Annotated in this window: 10 protein-coding genes; 9 read left to right on the top strand and 1 reads right to left on the bottom strand. The window is 69.9% G+C overall.

Translation table 11 applies throughout. The features are described 5' to 3' along the window. Nucleotides 1-48 precede the first annotated feature (48 nt). Together ACIQM0_RS25225 and ACIQM0_RS25220 are read left to right on the top strand one after the other, a co-directional pair. Nucleotides 49-837 (top strand): ABC transporter ATP-binding protein, encoded by a 789-nt coding sequence (locus tag ACIQM0_RS25225; protein WP_401290481.1) that lies wholly within the window; start codon nucleotides 49-51, stop codon nucleotides 835-837. Then, a complete protein-coding gene (locus ACIQM0_RS25220; RefSeq protein WP_401290477.1) occupies nucleotides 834-3,419 on the top strand; it encodes an ABC transporter permease in 2,586 nt (861 codons plus the stop codon). Before ACIQM0_RS25225 ends, ACIQM0_RS25220 begins: the two co-directional genes overlap by 4 nt. Nucleotides 3,420-3,525: 106 nt before the next feature. Here ACIQM0_RS25220 and ACIQM0_RS25215 read toward each other — a convergent pair whose 3' ends face one another. Then, complete coding sequence (locus ACIQM0_RS25215; RefSeq protein ID WP_401290475.1) at nucleotides 3,526-3,714, bottom strand: phospholipase A2; 189 nt, start codon at nucleotides 3,712-3,714, stop codon at nucleotides 3,526-3,528. Nucleotides 3,715-3,760: 46 nt separating this feature from the next. On the opposite strand from ACIQM0_RS25215, the gene ACIQM0_RS25210 reads away from it, so the two are divergent. From ACIQM0_RS25210 to ACIQM0_RS25180, 7 genes are all read left to right on the top strand, one after another. Further along, nucleotides 3,761-4,078, top strand: coding sequence for a helix-turn-helix transcriptional regulator (locus ACIQM0_RS25210; RefSeq protein WP_401290472.1), 318 nt, complete (start codon nucleotides 3,761-3,763; stop codon nucleotides 4,076-4,078). Nucleotides 4,079-4,312: 234 nt separating this feature from the next. Continuing rightward, nucleotides 4,313-7,843 (top strand): transcription-repair coupling factor, encoded by a 3,531-nt coding sequence (gene mfd, locus ACIQM0_RS25205; protein WP_401290469.1) that lies wholly within the window; start codon nucleotides 4,313-4,315, stop codon nucleotides 7,841-7,843. A 28-nt stretch (nucleotides 7,844-7,871) separates the two neighbouring features. Next, on the top strand, nucleotides 7,872-8,480 hold the full coding sequence (locus ACIQM0_RS25200; protein WP_401290466.1) for a UTRA domain-containing protein: 609 nt from the start codon (nucleotides 7,872-7,874) through the stop codon (nucleotides 8,478-8,480). A 154-nt stretch (nucleotides 8,481-8,634) separates the two neighbouring features. Then, nucleotides 8,635-9,390 carry an HNH endonuclease family protein gene (locus tag ACIQM0_RS25195; RefSeq protein WP_401290463.1) on the top strand — a complete coding sequence of 252 codons (756 nt, stop codon included), beginning with the start codon at nucleotides 8,635-8,637 and terminating at the stop codon, nucleotides 9,388-9,390. Between the two features lie 163 nt (nucleotides 9,391-9,553). Continuing rightward, nucleotides 9,554-9,931 carry a hypothetical protein gene (locus tag ACIQM0_RS25190; RefSeq protein ID WP_401290460.1) on the top strand — a complete coding sequence of 126 codons (378 nt, stop codon included), beginning with the start codon at nucleotides 9,554-9,556 and terminating at the stop codon, nucleotides 9,929-9,931. Then, nucleotides 9,928-10,548, top strand: a complete 621-nt coding sequence (locus tag ACIQM0_RS25185; RefSeq protein WP_401290457.1) for a BMP family ABC transporter substrate-binding protein — start codon at nucleotides 9,928-9,930, stop codon at nucleotides 10,546-10,548. The genes ACIQM0_RS25190 and ACIQM0_RS25185 overlap by 4 nt, the downstream gene beginning before the upstream one ends. 236 nt (nucleotides 10,549-10,784) lie before the next feature. Next, a complete protein-coding gene (locus tag ACIQM0_RS25180) occupies nucleotides 10,785-21,335 on the top strand; it encodes a LamG-like jellyroll fold domain-containing protein (protein WP_401290455.1) in 10,551 nt (3,516 codons plus the stop codon). The last annotated feature ends 7 nt before the right edge of the window (nucleotides 21,336-21,342 follow it).

Genomic DNA, 21,342 nt, shown 5'->3' with positions numbered 1-21,342 from the left:
CCGAGCAGACAGCGACAACTCGGCGCTGCCCGACATAGGAGAGAGACCGTGACAACGGCTGTGACCATTCCCAGGCACGGGGGCACTGGAAGGCGTACGGCTGTTGCTGCGCGAGCGCGGCAGGTCGTCAAGTCATACGGGACGGGGGAGACCCGGGTCGTCGCGCTCGACCACGTCGATGTGGACATCGCACGCGGGCAGTTCACGGCCATCATGGGCCCGTCCGGCTCCGGCAAGTCGACGCTGATGCACTGCCTGGCCGGGCTGGACACCGTGACGTCCGGTCAGATCCACCTCGCCGAGACCGAGATCACCGGTCTCAAGGACAAGAAGCTGACGCAACTGCGCCGCGACCGCATCGGGTTCATCTTCCAGGCGTTCAACCTCCTGCCGACGCTCAACGCGTTGGAGAACATCACGCTGCCGATGGACATCGCCGGCCGCAAGCCGGACGCCGCCTGGCTGCGGCAGGTCGTGGAGACCGTGGGCCTCTCCGACCGGCTCAAGCACCGTCCGACCGAGCTCTCCGGCGGCCAGCAGCAGCGGGTCGCGGTCGCGCGGGCGCTCGCCGCCCAGCCCGAGATCATCTTCGGCGACGAGCCGACCGGGAACCTGGACTCGCGGGCCGGCGCCGAAGTGCTGGACTTCCTGCGCAAGTCCGTCGACGACCTCGGCCAGACCATCGTCATGGTCACCCACGACCCGGTCGCCGCCTCCTACGCGGACCGGGTGCTGTACCTCGCGGACGGGCGCATCGTCGACGAGATGCTCAACCCGACCGCGGACCAGGTGCTGGACCGGATGAAGGACTTCGACGCACGCGGGCGGACCTCATGACCGTCTGGAAGACCTCGATGCGCAACTTCTTCGCGCACAAGGGACGCATGGCGCTCTCCGCCGTCGCCGTCCTGCTGTCGGTGGCGTTCGTCTGCGGCACGCTCGTCTTCACCGACACGATGAACACCACGTTCGACAAGCTCTTCGCCGCGACCTCGGCCGACGTCACCGTCAGCCCGAAGGCCGCGACGATCGAGGACAACCCCCAGAACGGCAAGCCCGAGTCGCTGCCCGCCTCCGTCATCGCACAGGTCGAGAAGGCCGACGGGGTGAAGAGGGCCGAGGGTGCCATCTCCAGCATGGCCGTCACCGTCGTCGACCGCCACAACGAGAACATGGGCTCCGAGACCGGCGCCCCCACGATCGCCGGCAACTGGACGCAGAACGAACTCCGTTCGATGGAGATCACCTCCGGCCACGCACCGCGGGGTCCCACCGAGGTGATGGTCGACGCCGACACCGCGGACAAGCACCACCTGAAGCTCGGTGACGAACTGCGCACCATCGCCGTCACCGGCGACATCCGGGCCAGGATCAGCGGCATCGCCGCCTTCAAGGTCACCAACCCCGGCGCGGCGATCGTCTACCTCGACACCGCCACCGCCCAGCAGAAGCTGCTCGGCGCCCCCGACCTCTTCACCCAGATCTCCGTCACCGCCGAACCGGGCGTGGACGACGCACAGTTGAAGCGGAACGTCGCCACCGCACTCGACGGCTCGTCCGCGTACAAGCTCCAGACCCAGAAGGAGGCCGCGGACGCCAACAAGGACTCCATGGGCTCGTTCCTCGACGTCATGAAGTACGCGATGCTCGGCTTCGCCGGGATCGCCTTCCTCGTCGGCATCTTCCTCATCGTCAACACCTTCTCGATGCTGGTCGCCCAGCGCACCCGCGAGATCGGCCTGATGCGGGCCATCGGCTCCAGCCGCAAGCAGGTCAACCGGTCCGTGCTGCTGGAGGCGGTACTCCTCGGCATCGTCGGATCGGTCCTCGGCGTCGCCGCCGGGGTCGGACTCGCCGTCGGCCTGATGAAGGTCATGGGCGCCGTGGGCATGGAGCTGTCCACCGAGGACCTCACCATCGCCTGGACGACTCCGGTGCTCGGACTCGCGCTCGGCATCATCGTGACCGTCCTCGCCGCCTACGTCCCGGCCCGCCGGGCCGGCAAGGTCTCCCCGATGGCCGCCCTGCGCGACTCGGGCACCCCGGCCGACGCCAAGTCGGGCTGGATCCGGGCCGGCCTCGGCCTGGTCCTCACCGGCGCCGGCGTGGCCGCGCTGTGGACGACGGCCCAGGCGGACAAGGCGAGCGAGGGCTCGCTTTTCCTCGGCCTGGGCGTGGTCCTCACCCTCCTCGGCTTCATCGTGATCGGCCCGCTGCTCGCCAGTGTCGTCGTGCGGGCGCTCAGCGTCGTCGTCCTGCGCCTGTTCGGCCCGGTCGGCCGGCTCGCGGAGCGCAACGCCCTGCGCAACCCGCGCCGCACCGGGGCGACCGGCGCCGCCCTGATGATCGGCCTGGCCCTGGTGGCCTGCCTCTCGGTGGTGGGCTCCTCGATGGTCGCCTCGGCCACCGACGAGCTGGACAAGTCGGTGGGCGCCGACTTCATCGTGCAGGTGGGCAGCGGCGACAGCGGGAGGCCGGTCAGCCGGCAGGCCTCCGCAGCGGTCGAGGGCGCACCCCACCTGGCCCACGTCACACATCTCAAGGAGGTGCGCGCCAAGCTGACGCTGCCGGGAGGCGGCACCGAGAAGGTGGGCCTGACCGCCGCCGATCCGACGTACGCGCAGGATCTCAGGCGCGACACGCTGTCGGGCGAGCTCTCCGCCGCCTACGGCAAGGACGCGATGTCCGTCGGTTCGAAGTTCGCGAAGCGCCACGGGACCAAGGTCGGGGACCGGCTGAAGGTCGCCTTCGAGCACGGCTCGACAGCGACGCTGAAGATCGCCGCCATCACCTCCGACGACTCCGCCCTCGACAGCGGGGCGATGTACACGAACATCACCACGGCGGCGCGCCACGTCCCGGCCGACCGCATGCCTCTGGACGCGATCGTGTTCGCGAAGGCGGCGCCGGACCAGCAGGACCAGGCGTACAAGTCGCTCAAGGCCGCGGTGGCCACGGACCCGACCATCAAGGTGTTCGACCAGACCGATTTCAAGCAGGAGCTGAAGGACCAGATCGGTCAGCTGCTGAAGATCGTCTACGGGCTGCTCGCCCTGGCCATCATCGTCGCGGTGCTCGGCGTGGTGAACACCCTCGCGCTCTCGGTGGTGGAGCGCACCCGGGAGATCGGCCTCATTCGCGCCATCGGCCTCTCCCGCCGGCAACTCCGTCGCATGATCCGGCTGGAATCCGTTGTGATCGCCGTCTTCGGCGCGCTGCTCGGACTCGTCCTCGGAATGGGCTGGGGAGCGGTGGCGCACAAGCTGCTCGCGCTGGAGGGGATGAAGATCCTCGAAATCCCCTGGCCGACCATCATCGCGGTATTCGTCGGTTCGGCCTTCGTCGGACTGTTCGCGGCTCTGGTCCCGGCATTCCGGGCCGGCCGGATGAACGTCCTGAACGCCATCGCGACGGAATAGAGAAGGGCCGGCGCGGGGCCGGAAAGAGATAGCGCGCAGCCGGTGGCCAGAAATGGTCACCGGCTGCGCGCTATCTCCTGGGGAGGAATGGTGCGTCAGCGGTCCGCTACTTGAAGGACTGGACGGTGTCGTAGTAGGTCTTGGCGGTCTTGTTGCAGGCCGCCTTCAGTTTCTTGCGCTGGGACTTGGTGTAGGGGTCGGCCCAGAAAGTCCGCCCGCAGACACGATTCATGTCGTGCAGGAACGCCTTGTCGATGCGCTTCTTGTGCGAGGCCCGGAACGCCTTCGCGCCCACGGTCTTCTTGTAGTTTCGGTCACACGGACAGCAGCGGGGGGCGGGGTTGACGGGGACGGTGGGCAGCGGGCGCCGCGAGCCGGCGTTGGAGGAGCGCTTCGGCCGTGCGGTGCGCGACCGGCGCCAGGAGATCGGGATGACACAGGCCGGGCTCGCCGCACTCGCCGGGATGTCGCAGGCGGCGATATCCCGGCTGGAGCGCGGCCGGTGCCTGCCGACCCTGCATCTGCTGGAGCGGGTGGCGGTGGCGCTGGACTCCGTTCTCCTCGTGGCGATCGAGCCCGGCCGGGTGGTCGTCGACTTCCGGGCACGGCCCGGGTCCCGCGCGGACGGCACCAGGAGCGTGGCCGCCACGGACGGGTGAGGGGGCGCTCACCGTAGACTGGCGATTCCGGCCCCGGGGCGTTCCTCCAAACGCCCCGGGGCCGGATCGCGTCCCTGCGCCGCCCCGGATGTCCGTTGCGGAAGCGGCTGTCCGACCGGAGTCGTACGCTGGAGACCCCGGCCCGTACGACGTGTCGGGCCCTTCGCGTTGCCCCCTGGCAGCAGCCGGCTGCCAGGCCCCACCCTCGTTACCCCCCCCGGACGGAAGCCCTTCATGAGCCTGCACGGTCTGCTGGATGTCGTCGTACGTGACCCGGCACTGTCCGAAGCGGTGAAGGCCGCCGGAGACGGCCACCGGACGCACATCGACCTGGTCGGCCCGCCCGCCGCCAGGCCCTTCGCCGTGGCGGCGCTGGCCAGGGACGCCGGGCGGACCGTGCTCGCCGTCACCGCGACCGGACGCGAGGCCGAGGACCTGGCGGCGGCGCTGCGCACGCTGCTGCCGCCCGACACGGTCGCGGAGTTCCCGTCCTGGGAGACGCTGCCGCACGAGCGGCTCTCGCCCCGCTCCGACACCGTGGGCCGCCGCCTGGCCGTGCTGCGCCGTCTCGCGCACCCGAGGCAGGACGACCCGGAGACCGGGCCGGTCTCCGTCGTCGTCGCGCCGGTCCGCTCCGTGCTCCAGCCGCAGGTCAAGGGGCTCGGCGACCTGGAACCCGTGGCGCTGCGGATCGGGCAGAGCGCCGATCTCGGGGAGACGGTCGAGGCCCTCGCGGCAGCCGCGTACTCCCGGGTCGAGCTGGTCGAGAAGCGCGGCGAGTTCGCGGTGCGCGGCGGCATCCTGGACGTCTTCCCGCCGACCGAGGAGCACCCCCTTCGGGTGGAGTTCTGGGGCGACGACGTCGAGGAGATCCGCTACTTCAAGATCGCTGACCAGCGGTCCCTGGAGATCGCCGCCCACGGGCTGTGGGCGCCGCCCTGCCGCGAGCTGCTGCTGACCGACGAGGTCCGCGAGCGGGCCGCCGCGCTCGCGGAGGAACACCCCGAGCTGGGCGAACTCCTCAACAAGATCGCCGAGGGCATCGCGGTGGAGGGCATGGAGTCCCTCGCACCCGTCCTCGTCGACGACATGGAGCTGCTGATCGACGTGCTGCCCCGGGGCTCGATGGCCGTGGTCTGCGACCCCGAGCGGGTCCGGACCCGGGCCGCGGACCTGGTCGCCACCAGCCAGGAGTTCCTGGAGGCGTCGTGGGCGGCCACCGCGGGCGGCGGCGTGGCCCCGATCGATGTCGGCGCGGCCTCGCTGCGGGGCATCGCGGACGTCCGCGACCGGGCCCGCGAGCTGGAGATGATGTGGTGGTCGGTCTCCCCGTTCGCCGCCGACGCGGAGCTCGACGAGGACACCCTCAAGCTCCGGATGCACGCCCCGGAGGCGTACCGCGGCGACACCGCCCGCGCGCTCGCCGACACCAAGGGCTGGCTGGCCGACGGCTGGCGCACGGTGTACGTCACCGAGGGCCAGGGCCTCGCCTCCCGCACCGTCGAGGTGCTGGGCGGCGAGGGCATCCCGGCCCGTCTCGACCAGAACCTGGCGGAGATCTCGCCGTCCCTGGTCCACGTCTCCTGCGGCGCCATCGACCACGGCTTCGTCGACGCGGAACTCAAGCTCGCCGTCCTGACCGAGACGGACCTGACCGGTCAGCGCACCGCCATCAAGGACCTGGGCCGGATGCCGGCCCGCCGCCGCAAGAGCATCGACCCGCTGACACTGGAGACGGGCGACTACATCGTCCACGAGCAGCACGGCGTGGGCCGCTACATCGAGATGGTGCAGCGCACGGTGCAGGGCGCCACCCGCGAGTACCTCCTCGTCGAGTACGCCCCCGCCAAGCGCGGCCAGCCCGGCGACCGGCTCTACATCCCGACCGACCAGCTGGAACAGGTCACCAAGTACGTCGGCGGCGAGGCACCCACCCTGCACCGCCTCGGCGGCGCCGACTGGACCAAGACGAAGGCGCGCGCCAAGAAGGCCGTCAAGGAGATCGCCGGCGACCTGATCAAGCTCTACGCCGCCCGGATGGCGGCCCCCGGCCATGTATTCGGCCCGGACACGCCCTGGCAGCGCGAACTGGAGGACGCCTTCCCGCACGCGGAGACGCCCGACCAGCTCACCACCATCGCCGAGGTCAAGGAGGACATGGAGAAGTCCGTCCCCATGGACCGGCTGATCTGCGGCGACGTCGGCTACGGCAAGACGGAGATCGCGGTGCGCGCGGCCTTCAAGGCGGTCCAGGACGGCAAGCAGGTCGCCGTCCTCGTCCCCACGACCCTCCTGGTCCAGCAGCACTTCGGCACGTTCTCCGAGCGGTACGCCCAGTTCCCCGTCAACGTGCGGGCGCTGAGCCGCTTCCAGTCCGAGTCCGACTCCAAGGCGACCCTCGAAGGGCTCCGCGAGGGCTCCGTCGACCTGGTCATCGGCACCCACCGCCTCTTCTCCTCCGAGACGCGGTTCAAGGACCTGGGCCTGGTCATCGTCGACGAGGAACAGCGCTTCGGCGTCGAGCACAAGGAGCAGCTGAAGAAGCTCCGCGCCAACGTGGACGTCCTCACCATGTCCGCGACGCCCATCCCCCGTACGCTCGAAATGGCCGTCACCGGCATCCGCGAGATGTCGACGATCACCACCCCGCCCGAGGAGCGCCACCCCGTCCTCACCTTCGTCGGCCCGTACGAGGAGAAGCAGATCGGCGCGGCCATCCGCCGTGAACTGCTCCGCGAGGGCCAGGCGTTCTACATCCACAACCGCGTCGAGTCCATCGACCGCGCCGCCGCCCGGCTGCGGGAGATCGTCCCGGAGGCGCGGATCGCCACCGCCCACGGCCAGATGTCCGAACAGGCCCTGGAACAGGTGGTGGTGGACTTCTGGGAGAAGAGGTTCGACGTCCTGGTCTCGACGACGATCGTCGAGTCCGGCATCGACATCTCCAACGCCAACACCCTGATCGTGGAGCGCGGCGACAACTTCGGCCTCTCCCAGCTCCACCAGCTGCGCGGCCGCGTGGGCCGTGGCCGCGACCGCGGTTACGCCTACTTCCTCTACCCGCCGGAGAAGCCGCTCACCGAGACGGCCCACGAGCGGCTCGCCACGATCGCCCAGCACACCGAGATGGGCGCGGGCATGTACGTGGCCATGAAGGACCTGGAGATCCGCGGCGCGGGCAACCTCCTGGGCGGCGAACAGTCCGGCCACATCGCGGGCGTCGGCTTCGACCTGTACATCCGCATGGTCGGCGAGGCGGTCGCCGGCTACCGGGCCTCCCTCGAAGGCGGCGTGGAGGAGGAACCGCCGCTGGACGTCAAGATCGAGCTCCCGGTCGACGCGCACATCCCGCACGACTACGCCCCCGGCGAGCGGCTCCGCCTCCAGGCGTACCGCTCCATGGCCTCGGCCAACTCGGAGGAGGACATCAGGGCGGTCCGCGAGGAGCTCACCGACCGCTACGGCAAGCTCCCGGAACCGGTCGAGAACCTCCTCCTGGTGGCCGGCCTGCGCATGCTGGCCCGCGCCTGCGGTGTCGGCGACATCGTCCTCCAGGGCTCGAACATCCGCTTCGCCCCGGTGGAGCTGCGCGAGTCCCAGGAACTCCGCCTGAAGCGCCTGCACCCCAAGACGATCATCAAGCCGGCCCTCCACCAGATCCTGGTCCCGCGCCCCACGGCCGGCCGGATCGGCGGCAAGCCGGTGGTGGGCCGCGAACTCCTGGCGTGGACGGGGGAGTTCCTCACCACGATCCTGGGGTCGTAGGGAGGGGCGAAGGGGGGAGGAGAAGGTCATGGGTGAAGTCGAGCGGGCCGGCACGTCCGCCCGGTACCTGACGCCACCTGTCCGGGGCGGGGGTGATGCCTGGGGAGCCGAGGCGGCGGCCGCCGGGCGAAGCGGTACGCAGAGGATCGTGCGGGCCGGAGAGGTGGTCGCTCCCGACCGGGTGGCCGATCTGCTCCGGCTGGAGCGGGGGAGTCACGTGGTCGAGCGTCGCCGCATCATGTATCTCGACGGTGAGGCGTGCGAGTTGACCGACACCTATTACCCGGTGGAGATCGCCCGGGGCACGGGCCTGGCCGGCACGGGAAAGATCCGGGGAGGGGCCATCCGGCTGCTGGCCGATCTGGGCTTCGCCGGTGTCCGGGCACAGGAGGCCGTGGTGGCCCGCATGCCGTCCGGGAGCGAGCGGGCGGCGCTGTCCCTGGCGGCGGGCGAGCCGGTGCTCGAACTGACGCGGCTCACACTGGACGGCGACGACCGGCCCATTCAGGCCGACGTGATGGTGATGCCGCCGCGAGGTCAGGAGCTGCGGTACGAGATCAGGATCGCCGTACCACCGGCTGACGGAGACCGCGAAGAACGGCTCCCGCGCCCGCGTCCCACTCCTCGAAGTCGCTGAGCCCGGCCGGGCCGTGTGATCCGGGACGCATCCGCGGCGAACATCGGTCATGGATGCGTCAGGGCGGGGCAGACGTCCGTAGGATTCCCGGGTTGGTTCGGCTTTCTCCCCGTCAGGACGGCTTCGAGTGATATCTCCCCGCGCTTATCGAGTGATGGTGCCCGCCCTCGGCATGGCCGCCGTGCTGGCCCTGGCCGGCTGCGACCCCGAGAAGATCACGTCCGGGGCCGAGTCCCCGGGCACCGGCTCGAACGGTGGCGGGGGGCCGGTCACCGGCTTCGGTGCCAGTCCGCTCGACAACGCCGACGGCACGAAGCCGGGCCTGGCGCCCCTGACCTCCGACGCGGACCGGGCGGCGGCCCGGAAGGTCATCGCGAAGGTGGCCACCAAGGGGCGTGGTCCCAAGACCGGTTACGAGCGGGACAAGTTCGGTTACGCGTGGAAGGACTCCGTCGACGGCATACCGCTCTCCCGCAACGGGTGCGACACCCGCAACGACCTGCTGGCCAGGGACGGGAAGAAGGTCGAGCTCCGGTCGGGGTCCGACTGTGTGGTCGTCGCCATGTCGCTCAAGGACCCGTACACCGGCTCGACCATCGAGTGGCGCAAGAAGCAGGCCACCAAGGTCCAGATCGACCACGTCATGCCGCTGTCGTACGACTGGCAGATGGGCGCCGCCCGCTGGAACGAGGCGAAGCGGCAGCAGATCGCCAACGACCCGCTCAACCTGCTCCCGGTGGACGGCCCGGCCAACAACGCCAAGCGCGACTCGGGCCCCGCGTCCTGGCTGCCGCCGTACAAGCCGGTCCGGTGCTCGTACGCGCTGCGGTTCGCCCAGGTCTCGCTGAAGTACGCACTCCCGGTCACGACGGCGGACAAGAAGGTCATGCTGGAGCTGTGCGGCGGCTGACCGCGCGAGGAACCACGCGGGCGGGGCCGTCCGGCAAGGCGCCTGGTGTGCCGAACCTGTGAAGGAACGGTGTACTGTACGGCGTCCGATTCTGTCGGGCGTCTGTGCGAACGGCCCCGGCCGATCCGAGCCGGCCGCCCGCTTCCTCCGTAAGGAGCAGCGCGTGAAATCAGGTGGGTCCTCGGCCGCCGGGCCGGATCCCTCGGCGGGCTCGGCGGGCTCGGTCGTGAGGGCGGTGACGCCTCGCGTTCTGCTGGCGGCGGTGCCGGTGGTCACCCTCGGCATGCTGTCCTTCGTGCCGTCCCTCGTCGTCGCCGCGCGGCGGCGACGGGCCTTCGACTGGCTGGTGTGCGCCGGGTTCGCGGCGGCCAACGCGGCCTGGGTGGCCTGGGCCGTCCTCACCCCGGCGCAGACGCGGGGAGCGGAGTTCGCGGTGGATCTGCTGCTGATGCTGGTCACCACGCTCGGGGCGGCGGCGCACGCCCTGTTCGCCGGGCCGGGGCGGCGGGCGGCCGGCGCTGTCACCGCGGGTGCCGAGTGAAGACCCGGCGCACCTGGCGGGGCGGCCGGCCGGAGCCGCGCCGGCGTTCCGGGGTAAGGCAGTTGCTCGACCGCTCGGCCGGACTGCTGCGCGGGCGCCGGGGCGCCTGGGCGGGAGCCGGGCTGCTGCTGGTGGTCTGCGCGGCCGGCGCCGCGTGGCTGTTCGGCGGCGACGGCGAGGCGGCGAGCCCGCCGGACGCCAGGGCGCGGCAGTACCGGGACTTCGACGCGTGCCTGCTCACCGGGGAGGACGGCATCACGGCCGGGACCCCCGCCGCCGCGGTCTGGCAGGGCATGGAGCGTGCCTCCGGCGACACCCGGGTCCGGGTCACTCATGTTCCGGTCATGGGCGAGCAGTCGGCCGCGAACGCGCTGCCGCATCTGAACGGCCTCATCCAGCGGGACTGCGAAGTCGTCCTGGCTGTCGGCCCGGCCCAGACGGGGACCGTGCGGAAGGCGGCGAGCGGCCACCCCCGGGTGGAGTTCGTGGTCGTCGGGTCCGCGGCGGACGGCGGGGGCGGGTCGGCCGGCAACCTCACCGTCGTCGCCCCGGGCGACGGGCTGCCGGACCGGGTCGCGGAGGCGGTCCGACGGGTCGTCAAGAACCGTCAGCCGTAGGCGGGTCGGGGACATACGAGCAATGAGATAAACATCGCATAAGTTCCCACCGGAATGAGTGGATCTTGTGTGCGCGGTTGGGGCAATCTCGCGAGGCCATATGTAGGCCTCGTGAAGAGAAAGCAGTCCCCATGCGTGCTCGATGGCGAAGACCATCATCGTTGTTCCCTCCGGGCCCCGTCGGGCGTCGCAGGGCGCGAGGCACGGCACTCGCCGTACTCGTCTCGTTCTCGTGCATGCTCACCACCGAGACGGCGTCCGCCACGGATCAGACGCTTCCGGCGCTCTCGATGCCCCGGATGTCCCTGTCCGGTCTGTGGAAGTGGCTGGACGACTCGCCCCTGCACACCCCTGACCAGGAGGGCGGAACCGCCCGCGGCAGGAGCCACACCGCCACCGCCGACCAGACCCGCGGCAAGCTCGCGGTGGGCCACCGCGCCGGCAAGGGCAAGGGCGAACTCGACGCCTACTCCCGGACGACGGAGCGCCCCGGCACGGCCGTCACCGACCCCGCCGCGGGCAACGCCAAGAGCTTCGACGCGAAGACCAGCAAGCGGAACGCGAAGAAGTCCACCGCGACCTCCGACTACTTCGTCAACACCGACGGATCGACCACCGTCCGGCACTACGCGAGCCGGTCCAACTTCAAGGCTGCCGACGGCACCTGGAAGCCGATCGACACCGATCTGACCCGGGACGGGAACGGCAGGCTCCAGCAGGCCGCCAACTCGCTCGACGTCGAGTTCGCCCCGGACGCGGGCGACCAGCAGCTCGCCTCCGTCGACTTCGGCGCGGGCCGCAGCCTCGCCTACTCGCTCCGCGGTGCGCGCAAGGCCGTCGCCGTCGTCGACGCCGACAACACGGCGACGTACGCCGACGTCCTGCCGGACACCGACCTGCTGCTCTCACCGCTCGCCGAGGGCCTCAAGGAACGACTGGTCCTGCGGTCGCCCGACGCACCCAACTCCTGGCTGTTCCCGCTCGATGCCCAGGGGCTCACCCCGCGCGTGGCGGACAACGGCGACGTCCGGTTCACCGACGGGGACGGGGAGGTGACCGCCACCATCCCCCACGCCTTCATGGAGGACTCCAGGATCGACCCCCGCTCCGGCGACGCGGCGATCTCCCGCGCGCTGAGCTACGAACTGACCACCGCGGACGGCAAGCCCGCCCTGCGCCTGACCGCCGACCGCGCGTGGCTGGACGACCCCGCCCGTGCCTACCCCGTCACCGTGGACCCGACGATCACCGCCGGCAACTCGACGTACGCGCAGAACACGATCGGTGGTGACCACTCCACCGAGAACCAGCTCAAGGTCGGCAGCTACGACTCCGGCACCAACAAGGCGAACTCCTTCCTCCAGTTCTCCTCGCTGGGCACCACGCTCAAGGGCCAGCGGGTCACCGCCGCGACGCTGAACGTGTACGCGATCTGGTCCGCGACCTGCACCGCGGAACCGTTCTCGGTGAGCCCGGTGACGAAGTCCTGGACGCCGGCCGGTGTCACCTCCTATCCGGGCCCGGCATACGGCGCCGCGATCGGCACCGCCACGGTCGCGCCCGGAGCCTCCTGCAGCAACAGCGCCAACAGCCTGAGTGTCGGCGTGAAGATGCCGGTCAAGCTGTCCACGGGTTGGTTCGACGGCGTCGCCACCGGCAGCGCCCAGTACGGTCTGGCCCTGACCGCGCCGACCGGCGACGGGCTGCACTGGAAGAAGTTCCACTCCGACAACAGCACCACGGCGGCCTTCCGGCCCGCCCTGGATCTGACGTACACGGCCAACAAGGCCCCGCAGATCAACGCCCAGTACCCGCCGGAGAACCACCAGTCGAACACCCTCCAGCCGGAGCTGCTGGTCTACGCGAGCGACGCCGACAAGTGGCCGATGCCGTCGCTGACGTACGCCTTCGAGGTGTACGACGCGGACAGTGACAGCACCACGCCCGTCGCCACCTCCGGGATCGTCACCAAGAGCAGCTGGAAGATACCCGCCGGCAAGCTCAAGTGGAGCAAGAACTACGCCTGGTACGTCAGCGTCACCGACGGATACGACTCGGTGATGTACTCGGCGAGCCGGTTCGCCACCGCCGTTCCCCAGCCACCGGTCACCTCCGGCCTCGCCCAGAACACCGACGGCCACGAATTCGACCCGAGCGACGCGAACTACACCACCGAGGACACCGACGCAGAGGTCGAGGTCGTCGGCCCGTCGCTGTCCGTCGAGCGCTCGTACAACAGCCGCGACCCGCGCACCGACGGGGCCTTCGGCGCCGGCTGGGCGACGGTCACCGACATGACGGCCGCCGAGGTGAAGGACGGCTCCGGCACGCTCACCAGCGTCGTGATCACCTACCCGGGCGGCGAACAGGTCGCCTTCGGCCGCAACGCCGACGGCACCTTCGTACCGCCGATGGGACGGTACGCACGACTCGCGCCCGCCACGTCCGGCGGCGGATACACGCTGACCGACAAGGACTTCACCGCCTACCACTTCCAGCAGGCGGTGACGGGCCGCACCGGCACGTTCGCGATCTCCTCGATCAAGGACTACGCGGGCCGCGCGGAGACCTTCACCTACACGAGCGGCAAGCTCGGCAAGGTCACCAACACCACCTCCAACCGCTCCCTGTCCTTCGCCTGGCAGACACCGGCCGGGGCCACCGCCCCGCACGTGTCGACCGTGACCACGGACCCCGCCAAGGCCGGGGACGCGAGCACCGCCCAGGTCTGGAGCTACGGCTACACCGGTGACCAGCTCACCAAGGTCTGCCCGCCCGCCGACCCCACCAAGTGCACGGTCTACGGCTACGCCACGGGCAACCACTACCGCACCACCGTCATGGACGCGGACCCGTTCGCGTACTGGCGGCTCGGGGAGACCGGCGGCACGGTCGCGAGCGACGCGGTCGACCTCAACCAGGGCAAGTTCAACGGCCTCTACCGCGATGTGACCCTCGGCGGGACCGGCCCGCTGACCGGCTCCACACAGAAGGCCGCCACCTTCAACGGCACCACGTCGTACGTCGAGATCCCGAGCGCCCCCGGCGCCACGCCCTCGTACACGACGGTGTCGCTGTGGTTCAGGACCACGCAGGCGGGCGGTGTCCTCTTCTACTACGGGGACAAGCCGCTCAGCGACGCCGACCCGGTCGCGAACACGAAGAAGAACACCCCGGCGGTGTACGTCGGCACGGACGGCAAGCTCCGCGGCTGCCTCGCCATGTCACCGGGGTGCATGACCACGACCGCGTCCACGGCCACCGTCACCGACGGCAAGTGGCACAACGTCGCCCTCACCGGCGCGGCCACCAGCCAGACGCTCTACCTCGACGGCGCCAAGCAGGGCAGCCTCGCGGGCACCATCAACGACTGGGAGCAGCCCTACATCTCCTTCGGCGCCGGGGTGAACACCGACGGCTGGCCCGCCATGAACACCTCCGACAAGCTGGGGCACTACGCGGGCCAGCTCGCCGAGGTCGCGGTCTACACCGAGGCGCTCGACCCGTCGGTCATCACCGCGCAGTACCGGGCGGCCACCCGGTCCGCGGGACTGCTCGACAAGATCACCACGCCGAACGGCAAGACCCAGTCGGCCGTCACCTACGGCACCACGGACGACCTGGTCGTCCAGGCCACCGACGGCGACGGCGGCACCTGGAAGCTGAACCCGGCCACGGTCACCGGCTCGTCCCAGGTCTACCGCTCGGCGGTGATGGGTTCGGCACCGGCCGGCTACTGGCGCCTGGACGACACCCAGGGCGCGGCGCAGGCCGCCAACGAGCTGCACACCGGCTTCGGCACGTACAACAGCGTCACCCAGGGCGTGGCCGGACCCTTCGGGGCCGGTGACGTCACGGCGGCGCAGTTCGACGGCACCAGCTCGTACGCGGAGATCCCGTACGCGTCCTGGCACGGCAAGGGCGACCGCTCCGTCGAGCTGTGGTTCAAGACCGCCAAGCCCGGTGTGCTGGTCGCCGACCAGGCCAAGGCCGTGACCGACGTGGCCGGTGCGGGCGGCAACTACAGCCCTGTCCTGTACGTCGGCTCCGACGGCAAGCTGCGGGGCCACTGGTACAGCGCGGCCGGTTCGGCGGCCACGGAGTTCGGCTCCAAGGACAAGGTCGACAACAACGCCTGGCACCACGCGGTGCTCTCCGCGACCGGCACCACGCAGACGCTGTACGTCGACGGCGTCAAGCAGGGCGACTACAGCGGGGCGCCGAACGACCAGGCCAACACCCGGACCTTCATCGGCGCGGGCTTCGCCAAGGGCTGGAACAACCCCCCGGCCGACGTCAGCTACTTCACCGGCTCCATCGCCGAGGTCGCCGTGCACGCGGCCGGCCTCACCGAGGAGCAGGTCGAGCAGCACTGGTCGGCGTACAAGGCCTCCGCGGGCGTCGCGCCGGTCCGGACGGTGAAGCTCACCGACCCCACCGAGAAGACGCTCACCTACGTGTACGACGCGGAGATGGGCAACCGTCTGCTGACCGCGATCGACACCAACGGCAAGCGGACCACGTACGGCTACGACACGGCGGGCTTCCTGCACACCGTGACCGACGCCAACGGCAACCGCTCGATCACCGGCCACGACATCCGCGGCAACACGGTCTCCCAGACCATGTGCCAGGACACGGCCGCGGGCAAGTGCGCCACCGACTACTACACGTACTACCCGGACTCGACCACGGCGTTCCCGCCGATGGACCCGCGCAACGACCTGGTGCTCACCGAGCGCGACGGCCGTTCCTCGGGGCCGACGGACAACACGTACCTGACCGGCTACGCGTACGACACGGCGGGCAACCTCACCTCGGTGACGACGCCACCGGTGCCGGGCCACCCCAACGGGCGGACCGCCACCACCGCGTACACGACCGCCACCACCGCGGCGGCCGAGGGCGGCACCGCGAAGGCGCCGGCCGGGCTGGTCGCCGAAGTGGTCACTCCGGGCGGCAGACGGACCGGGTACTCCTACTTCGCCAACGGTGACGTCGCCGAGGTGACCGACGCCAACGGCGCCAAGGAGAGGAGCACCTACGACAACCTGGGGCGGCAGCTCACCAGGACCGAGGTGACCGACGCGCAGCCGGCCGGCCTCACCACGACCCTGACGTACGACAAGGACGACCAGGTCCTCACCGAGACCGACCCGCCGGTCACCAACCGGGTCACCGGCGCCGTCCACACCGGGCGCACGAGCACGGTGTACGACCCCGACGGCAACGTCTCCTCGCAGACGGTCGCCGACCTGACCGGCGGTGACGCCTCCCGCGCCACCTCGATCACGTACGACGCGTACAACCGCATGGCGTCGCGGACCGACCCGGGCGGCGACACCACGTCGTTCGAGTACGACGTGTACGGCAACAAGGTCAAGGAGACCGACCCGGCCGGCAACGTCAACACGTACACCTTCGACGGCGAGGGCAGGCCCCTCACCACCAACCTGCTGAACTACACGGGCGACCCGGCGAACCCGTCGCCGCCCACGACCCTCGTGCAGGAGTCCCGGGCCTACGACCCGGCGGGCCGGCTCGCGTCGATCGCCGACGCGATGGGCCACGTCACGGCGTACACGTACACCGACGACGGACTCGCCGCCTCGGTCGTGCGCAAGGACCCGGCCAACGGCCTCTCCTTCACCGAGGAGGCCAACACCTACGACGCGGCCGGAAACCTGGTCAAGCAGGTCACCAACGACGGCCAGACCGTCTCCGCCTTCACGGTGGACGCGTCCGACCGCACCACGTCGTCGGTCCTGGACCCGGGCGGGCTCGCCCGGACCACGAAGGTGAGCTACGACCCGGACGACAACGTCGTCTCGGAGACCGACCTCGACCCGGCCGACGGCCGTACCAGCACCGAGGACACGCTCTACGACAACCTCGGCAACGTCACCGGATCCACCCTCCACGACGGCACCACCGCACCGGTGGCCCGCTGGAAGCTGGCCGAGACCAGCGGTCCCACGGCCGCGGACTCCTCCGGCGGCAACAACACCGCCACCTTCGGCAGCGGGGTCACCCGTTCCACCGAGCGGGGCGGCGCCACCGTCTTCGACGGCACGGCGAACGCCTACGGCGAGACGAAGGGCGCGGTGGTCAACACCGGCGGCTCCTTCACCGTCTCGACGTGGGTGAAGCTGAACTCCACGGCGGCCAACAACACCTTCCTGGCCCAGTCCGGGGAGTCCGCCAGCGGGTTCCAGCTGTACTACTCCACGGCGTACGGCTGGACGTTCAACCGGCACAGCTCGGACATGGCGAGCCCGGTCATCGTGCGGGCCAGTTCCGGCACCGCGGCGGTGACCACGGGCACCTGGACCCACCTGACCGGTGTGTACGACAAGGAAGCGGCCCAGATCCGGCTGTACGTCAACGGCGCCCAGGCCGGCACCTCGACGGCGTTCACCACACCCTGGGACGCCACGGGCCCGCTCCAGATCGGCCGCAGGATCCCCGGTAAGGAGAACACCAACGGCGCGCTCAGCGACATCCAGGTCTACGGCGAGGCGCTGACCGCCCCCCAGGTGGCCGCGCTCAAGGGCGGCACCCTCCCGGCAGCGGGCAGCTCCGTCCGCACCAACGCCTGGAAGCTGGACCAGCGCGGCCTGCCGCTGTCCATGACCGACGAGAACGGAGTCACCACCGACTACGGCTACGACGAGGCGGGTCAGCAGACCAGCGTCACCGAGCCGGCGGTCAGCAGCGAGACCGGCGGTGGCACCCCGGTGTCGGTCCGTCCGGTGTCGATGACCGGCTACAACACGTTCGGCGAGGACACCGAGTCCTCCGACGCACTGGGCAACGTGGTGACGACGGCGTACGACGCCGAGGGCCAGGAGTCCTCGACGACGATGCCGGACTACACCCCGCCGGGGGCCTCGGCCCCGATCACGGCCGCGACCTGGAACGAGTACAACAAGCTCGGTCAGGTCACCGCCGAGGTCGACCCGCTGGGCAAGCGCACCGAGTACACCTACACCCAGCTCGGCGACCTGGCCTCCGTCCGGGAGCCCGGCGGCGCCACGACGCGGTACACGTACACCGCCAACGGCGACCAGCTCTCGGCCGTACGGCCCGGGGGCGCCCGCCAGGAGACCACCTGGGACTACCTCGGCCGCCCGGTCACGGACACGGACATCGTGCGCCAGCCGACCGAGCGGGCGTACACCTCCATCAACGAGTACAAGGCGCCGGGAGGTGAACTCTCCCGGACGGTCAGCCCGACCGGGGTGAGCGAGTCCTACAAGTACAACGTCCTCGGCGAGACGACGGAGGTGACCGACGCCGCGGGCGCCACCAGCCGCTTCACGTACGACATGGACGGCCGGCCGCTCACGTCGGTGGACGCCGACAGCACCAGTACCGCCAACACCTACGACGGCTACGGCCAGCTGACCGCCACGAAGGACCTGGACGCGACGGGCAAGGTGCTGCGCACCAGCAGCTCCACCTACGACCGTGCGGGCAACCCGACGTCGGTGACGGACTACCGGGGCCACACCGTCACGCTCACCAGCGATGCGACGGGCCTGATCACCAAGGCGGTCCAGCCGGTCTCGGCGACCGAGTCGATCACCACGACCTTCGGCTACGACGCGGCGGGCAACCGTACGCGCTTCACCGACGGCCGCGGCAACGCCTTCCTCACCACGTACAACACGTGGGGCATGGCGGAGAAGACGATCGAACCGGCCACCCCGGCCCACCCCGACCTCGCGGACCGCACGTTCACGATGGTCTACGACGCGGCGGGCCGCCCCCAGGAGCAGCGCTCCCCGGGCGGGGTCGTCGTCAGCAACGAGTACGACGACCGGAGCCGGCTGGTCCGCCAGCACGGCACGGGCGCGGAGGCGGAGACCACCGACCACACCTACACCTACGACGATGACGACCAGGTCACCTCGGTGGCGGGTACGGACGAGGAGAAGAACACCTTCTCCTACGACGACCGCGGCCTGCTCCTGAGCGCCAACGGCCCCTCCGGCACCTCCTCGTTCGCCTACGACGGCAACGGGGCGATGACCTCGCGCAAGGACGCGTCGGGCACGTCGACCTTCGGGTACGACACGGCGGGCCGTCTGAAGTCGGCGGTGGACGGTGCGTCGGGTACGTCGATGACGTACGGCTATGACACCGAGTCCAACGTGACGTCGATCGAGTACGGCCAGGGCAAGGGGAGGCGTGACTTCTCGTACGACTCCCTGGGCCAGCTCACGACGGACAGGCTGACCTCGCCGACGGGCAAGTCGCTGGCGTCGTTCGCCTACGGCTACGACCTCAACGGCAACGAGACGTCGAAGACGACGGCCGGTGTCGCCGGGGCGGGCACGAACACCTACACCTACGACTGGGCGAACCGCCTGTCGTCCTGGAACAACGGGAGCGCGACTGAGCAGTACGGCTACGACGCGTCCGGCAACCGGACCCGGGTGGGCGGTGACACCTACACCTACGACGCCCGTAACCGCCTCAGCTCGGACGGGCAGAGCACGTACACGTACACCGCGCGCGGCACGATGAGTTCGGTCACCGACGAGGGCGGTGTGCAGACGTCGGTGAAGGCGGACGCCTTCAACCGGGTGATCAGCGAGGGCGAGCGGACGTACTCGTACGACGGTCTGGACCGGACGCTGAAGGCGAGCGACGGTTCGGGTGGCACGGTGTACGACTTCGCGTACAGCGGGGCCGGCAACGATGTGGCGTCGGATGGCGGTACGTCGTACAGCCGCAACGTCGACGGTTCGCTGATGGGCATCAAGTCGGCGATGGGTTCGGTGCTCGCGCTGACGGACATCCACGACGACGTGGTGGGTCAGTTCACCGCGGACGGCGAGGCACTGTCCGGCTCGACGACGTACTCCCCGTTCGGGAAGGTCGAGGAGTCGACGGGGATGGTCGGCCGGCTCGGCTATCAGTCGGGGTGGACGGATCCGGAGACCGACAAGGTCAATATGGCGGCGCGCTGGTACTCGCCGGAGACCGGCCAGTTCAACAGCCGGGACACGGTGGGCATGAACCCGCTGCCGACGTCGGTGTCGGCGAACCGTTACGCGTACGCGGACCAGAACCCGATGACGGCGACGGACCCGACGGGTCACTGGCCGAGCTTCGTCGACAAGGCCATCAAGAAGGTCAAGAAGAAGGTCAAGAAGGTCGTCAAGTCGGCCTACAAGAAGACCAAGAAGGCCGTCAAGAAGGTCGCGAAGAAGGTCAAGGCCGCGGCGAAGAAGGTCAAGAAGGCGGTCAAGAAGGCCGTCAAGAAGGCCAAGCGTGTGGTGCGGAAGGCCGTGCACTATGTGGCCGACAGTGTCAAAAAGGTCAAGAGATACGTCAAACGCACGTATAAGCGCGTAAAGAAATACGTTCACAAGGTCGTCAAGCAGGTCAAGAAGACGGTCCACAAGGTCGCCAAGGCCGTCAAGAGCGTCGCGCACAAGGTGGTGAAGGCCGCTAAGAAGGTCGGCAAGGCCGTCAAGAAGGCGGCGAAGGCCACAGCCAACTTTGTGAAGCAGCACGCTTCGACGATTGCCTCGGTGGCGACCGGAATCGTGGTCTTCGCGGGCTGCACGGCGGCGACGGCCGGTGCGGGCGTCGTCGGTTGCGGCATGCTCGCGGGTGCCGCGGCGAACGCGGTCGGCTACGCGATGAGTGACGGTCCGAAGTCCCTGGCGGGTTTCGCGACGGCGGTAGGTGTGGGGGCCCTGACGGGCGCCCTCGGTGGCGCGGCCGGCGGTGCGGCCTCCGGCGCGGTGGGCCGTCTGCTCGCCGGTGTCGGCGGCAAGGCGCTGAACGGCGCGGCGATGGGCGCGGCGGGCGGCGCTGCGGAAGGCGCGGTCGGCTACGGCATCTCCTGCGTGAACAGCGAGGAAGGCTGCAGCGTCTCCGGTGCGGCGAAGGCCTCGGCGGTCGGCGCGGCAACGGGTGGTGTGTTCGGTGCGGCGGCCGGCAGGTTCGGCCGCAAGTCGACGGCGAAGCAGGAGCCGGACGGCCAGCCGTCCTCTCCGGGTTGCCGGACCGGCGTTCCGCACAGCTTCACCGGTCTGACCGGGGTGCTGATGGCGAACGGCACGACCAAGCCCATCTCCGAGGTGAAGGTCGGGGACTACGTCCTGACGGCCGAACCCGGCAAGAAGAAGAAGGAAAAGCACAAGGTCAAGGCGGTCATCGTCACCAAGACGGACCGTGACTACGTCGACGTCGTCGTCGATACGAAGTCCGGCCCGAAGACGATCCAGACCACCGAGCACCACCAGTTCTACGAGTCCACCAAGGACGCCTGGACCCAGGCCGCCGACCTCAAGGCCGGCCAGAAACTCCAGAACGACACCGGCGGCCCCACGGTGGTGATCGACACCAAGGCCTACACCGCGCAGCGCACCACGTACGACCTCAGCATCGACGGCCTCCACACGTACTATGTGCTCGCAGGGACGACTCCGGTACTCGTTCACAACTGCGGGACTGGGGCCGTCTCGGATAAGGTGATGGATAAACATATCCTCCCGAGGCATGACGCGAATCATGCGGACTCCTGGAAATGGGCGGAGAAGTCAAAATTCGAGGACTGGGTTACGCCAGGCCATATCCGCAACTGGTCCAAGCTGGCGATGAGAAAGCCGATGGATAACATGAACCTCGGCACCGGTTCCGCCCACCGCCACATTCTCGACATTAGAAGCCGTCACCCGATCGGCTACGACGCGGACGGGAACGATCTGTTCTCGGTTGCGGTATGGGTGCGGAACGGTGCGGTCGAGAGCGTTCACCCGAACTGACGAGGTG

The sequence above is a fragment of the Streptomyces sp. NPDC091387 genome, from assembly GCF_044756945.1.
Classification (GTDB): Bacteria; Actinomycetota; Actinomycetes; order Streptomycetales; family Streptomycetaceae; genus Streptomyces.
The sequence above is the reverse complement of the archived record's forward strand: the minus strand, read 5'-3'. Positions and strand labels throughout refer to the sequence as shown.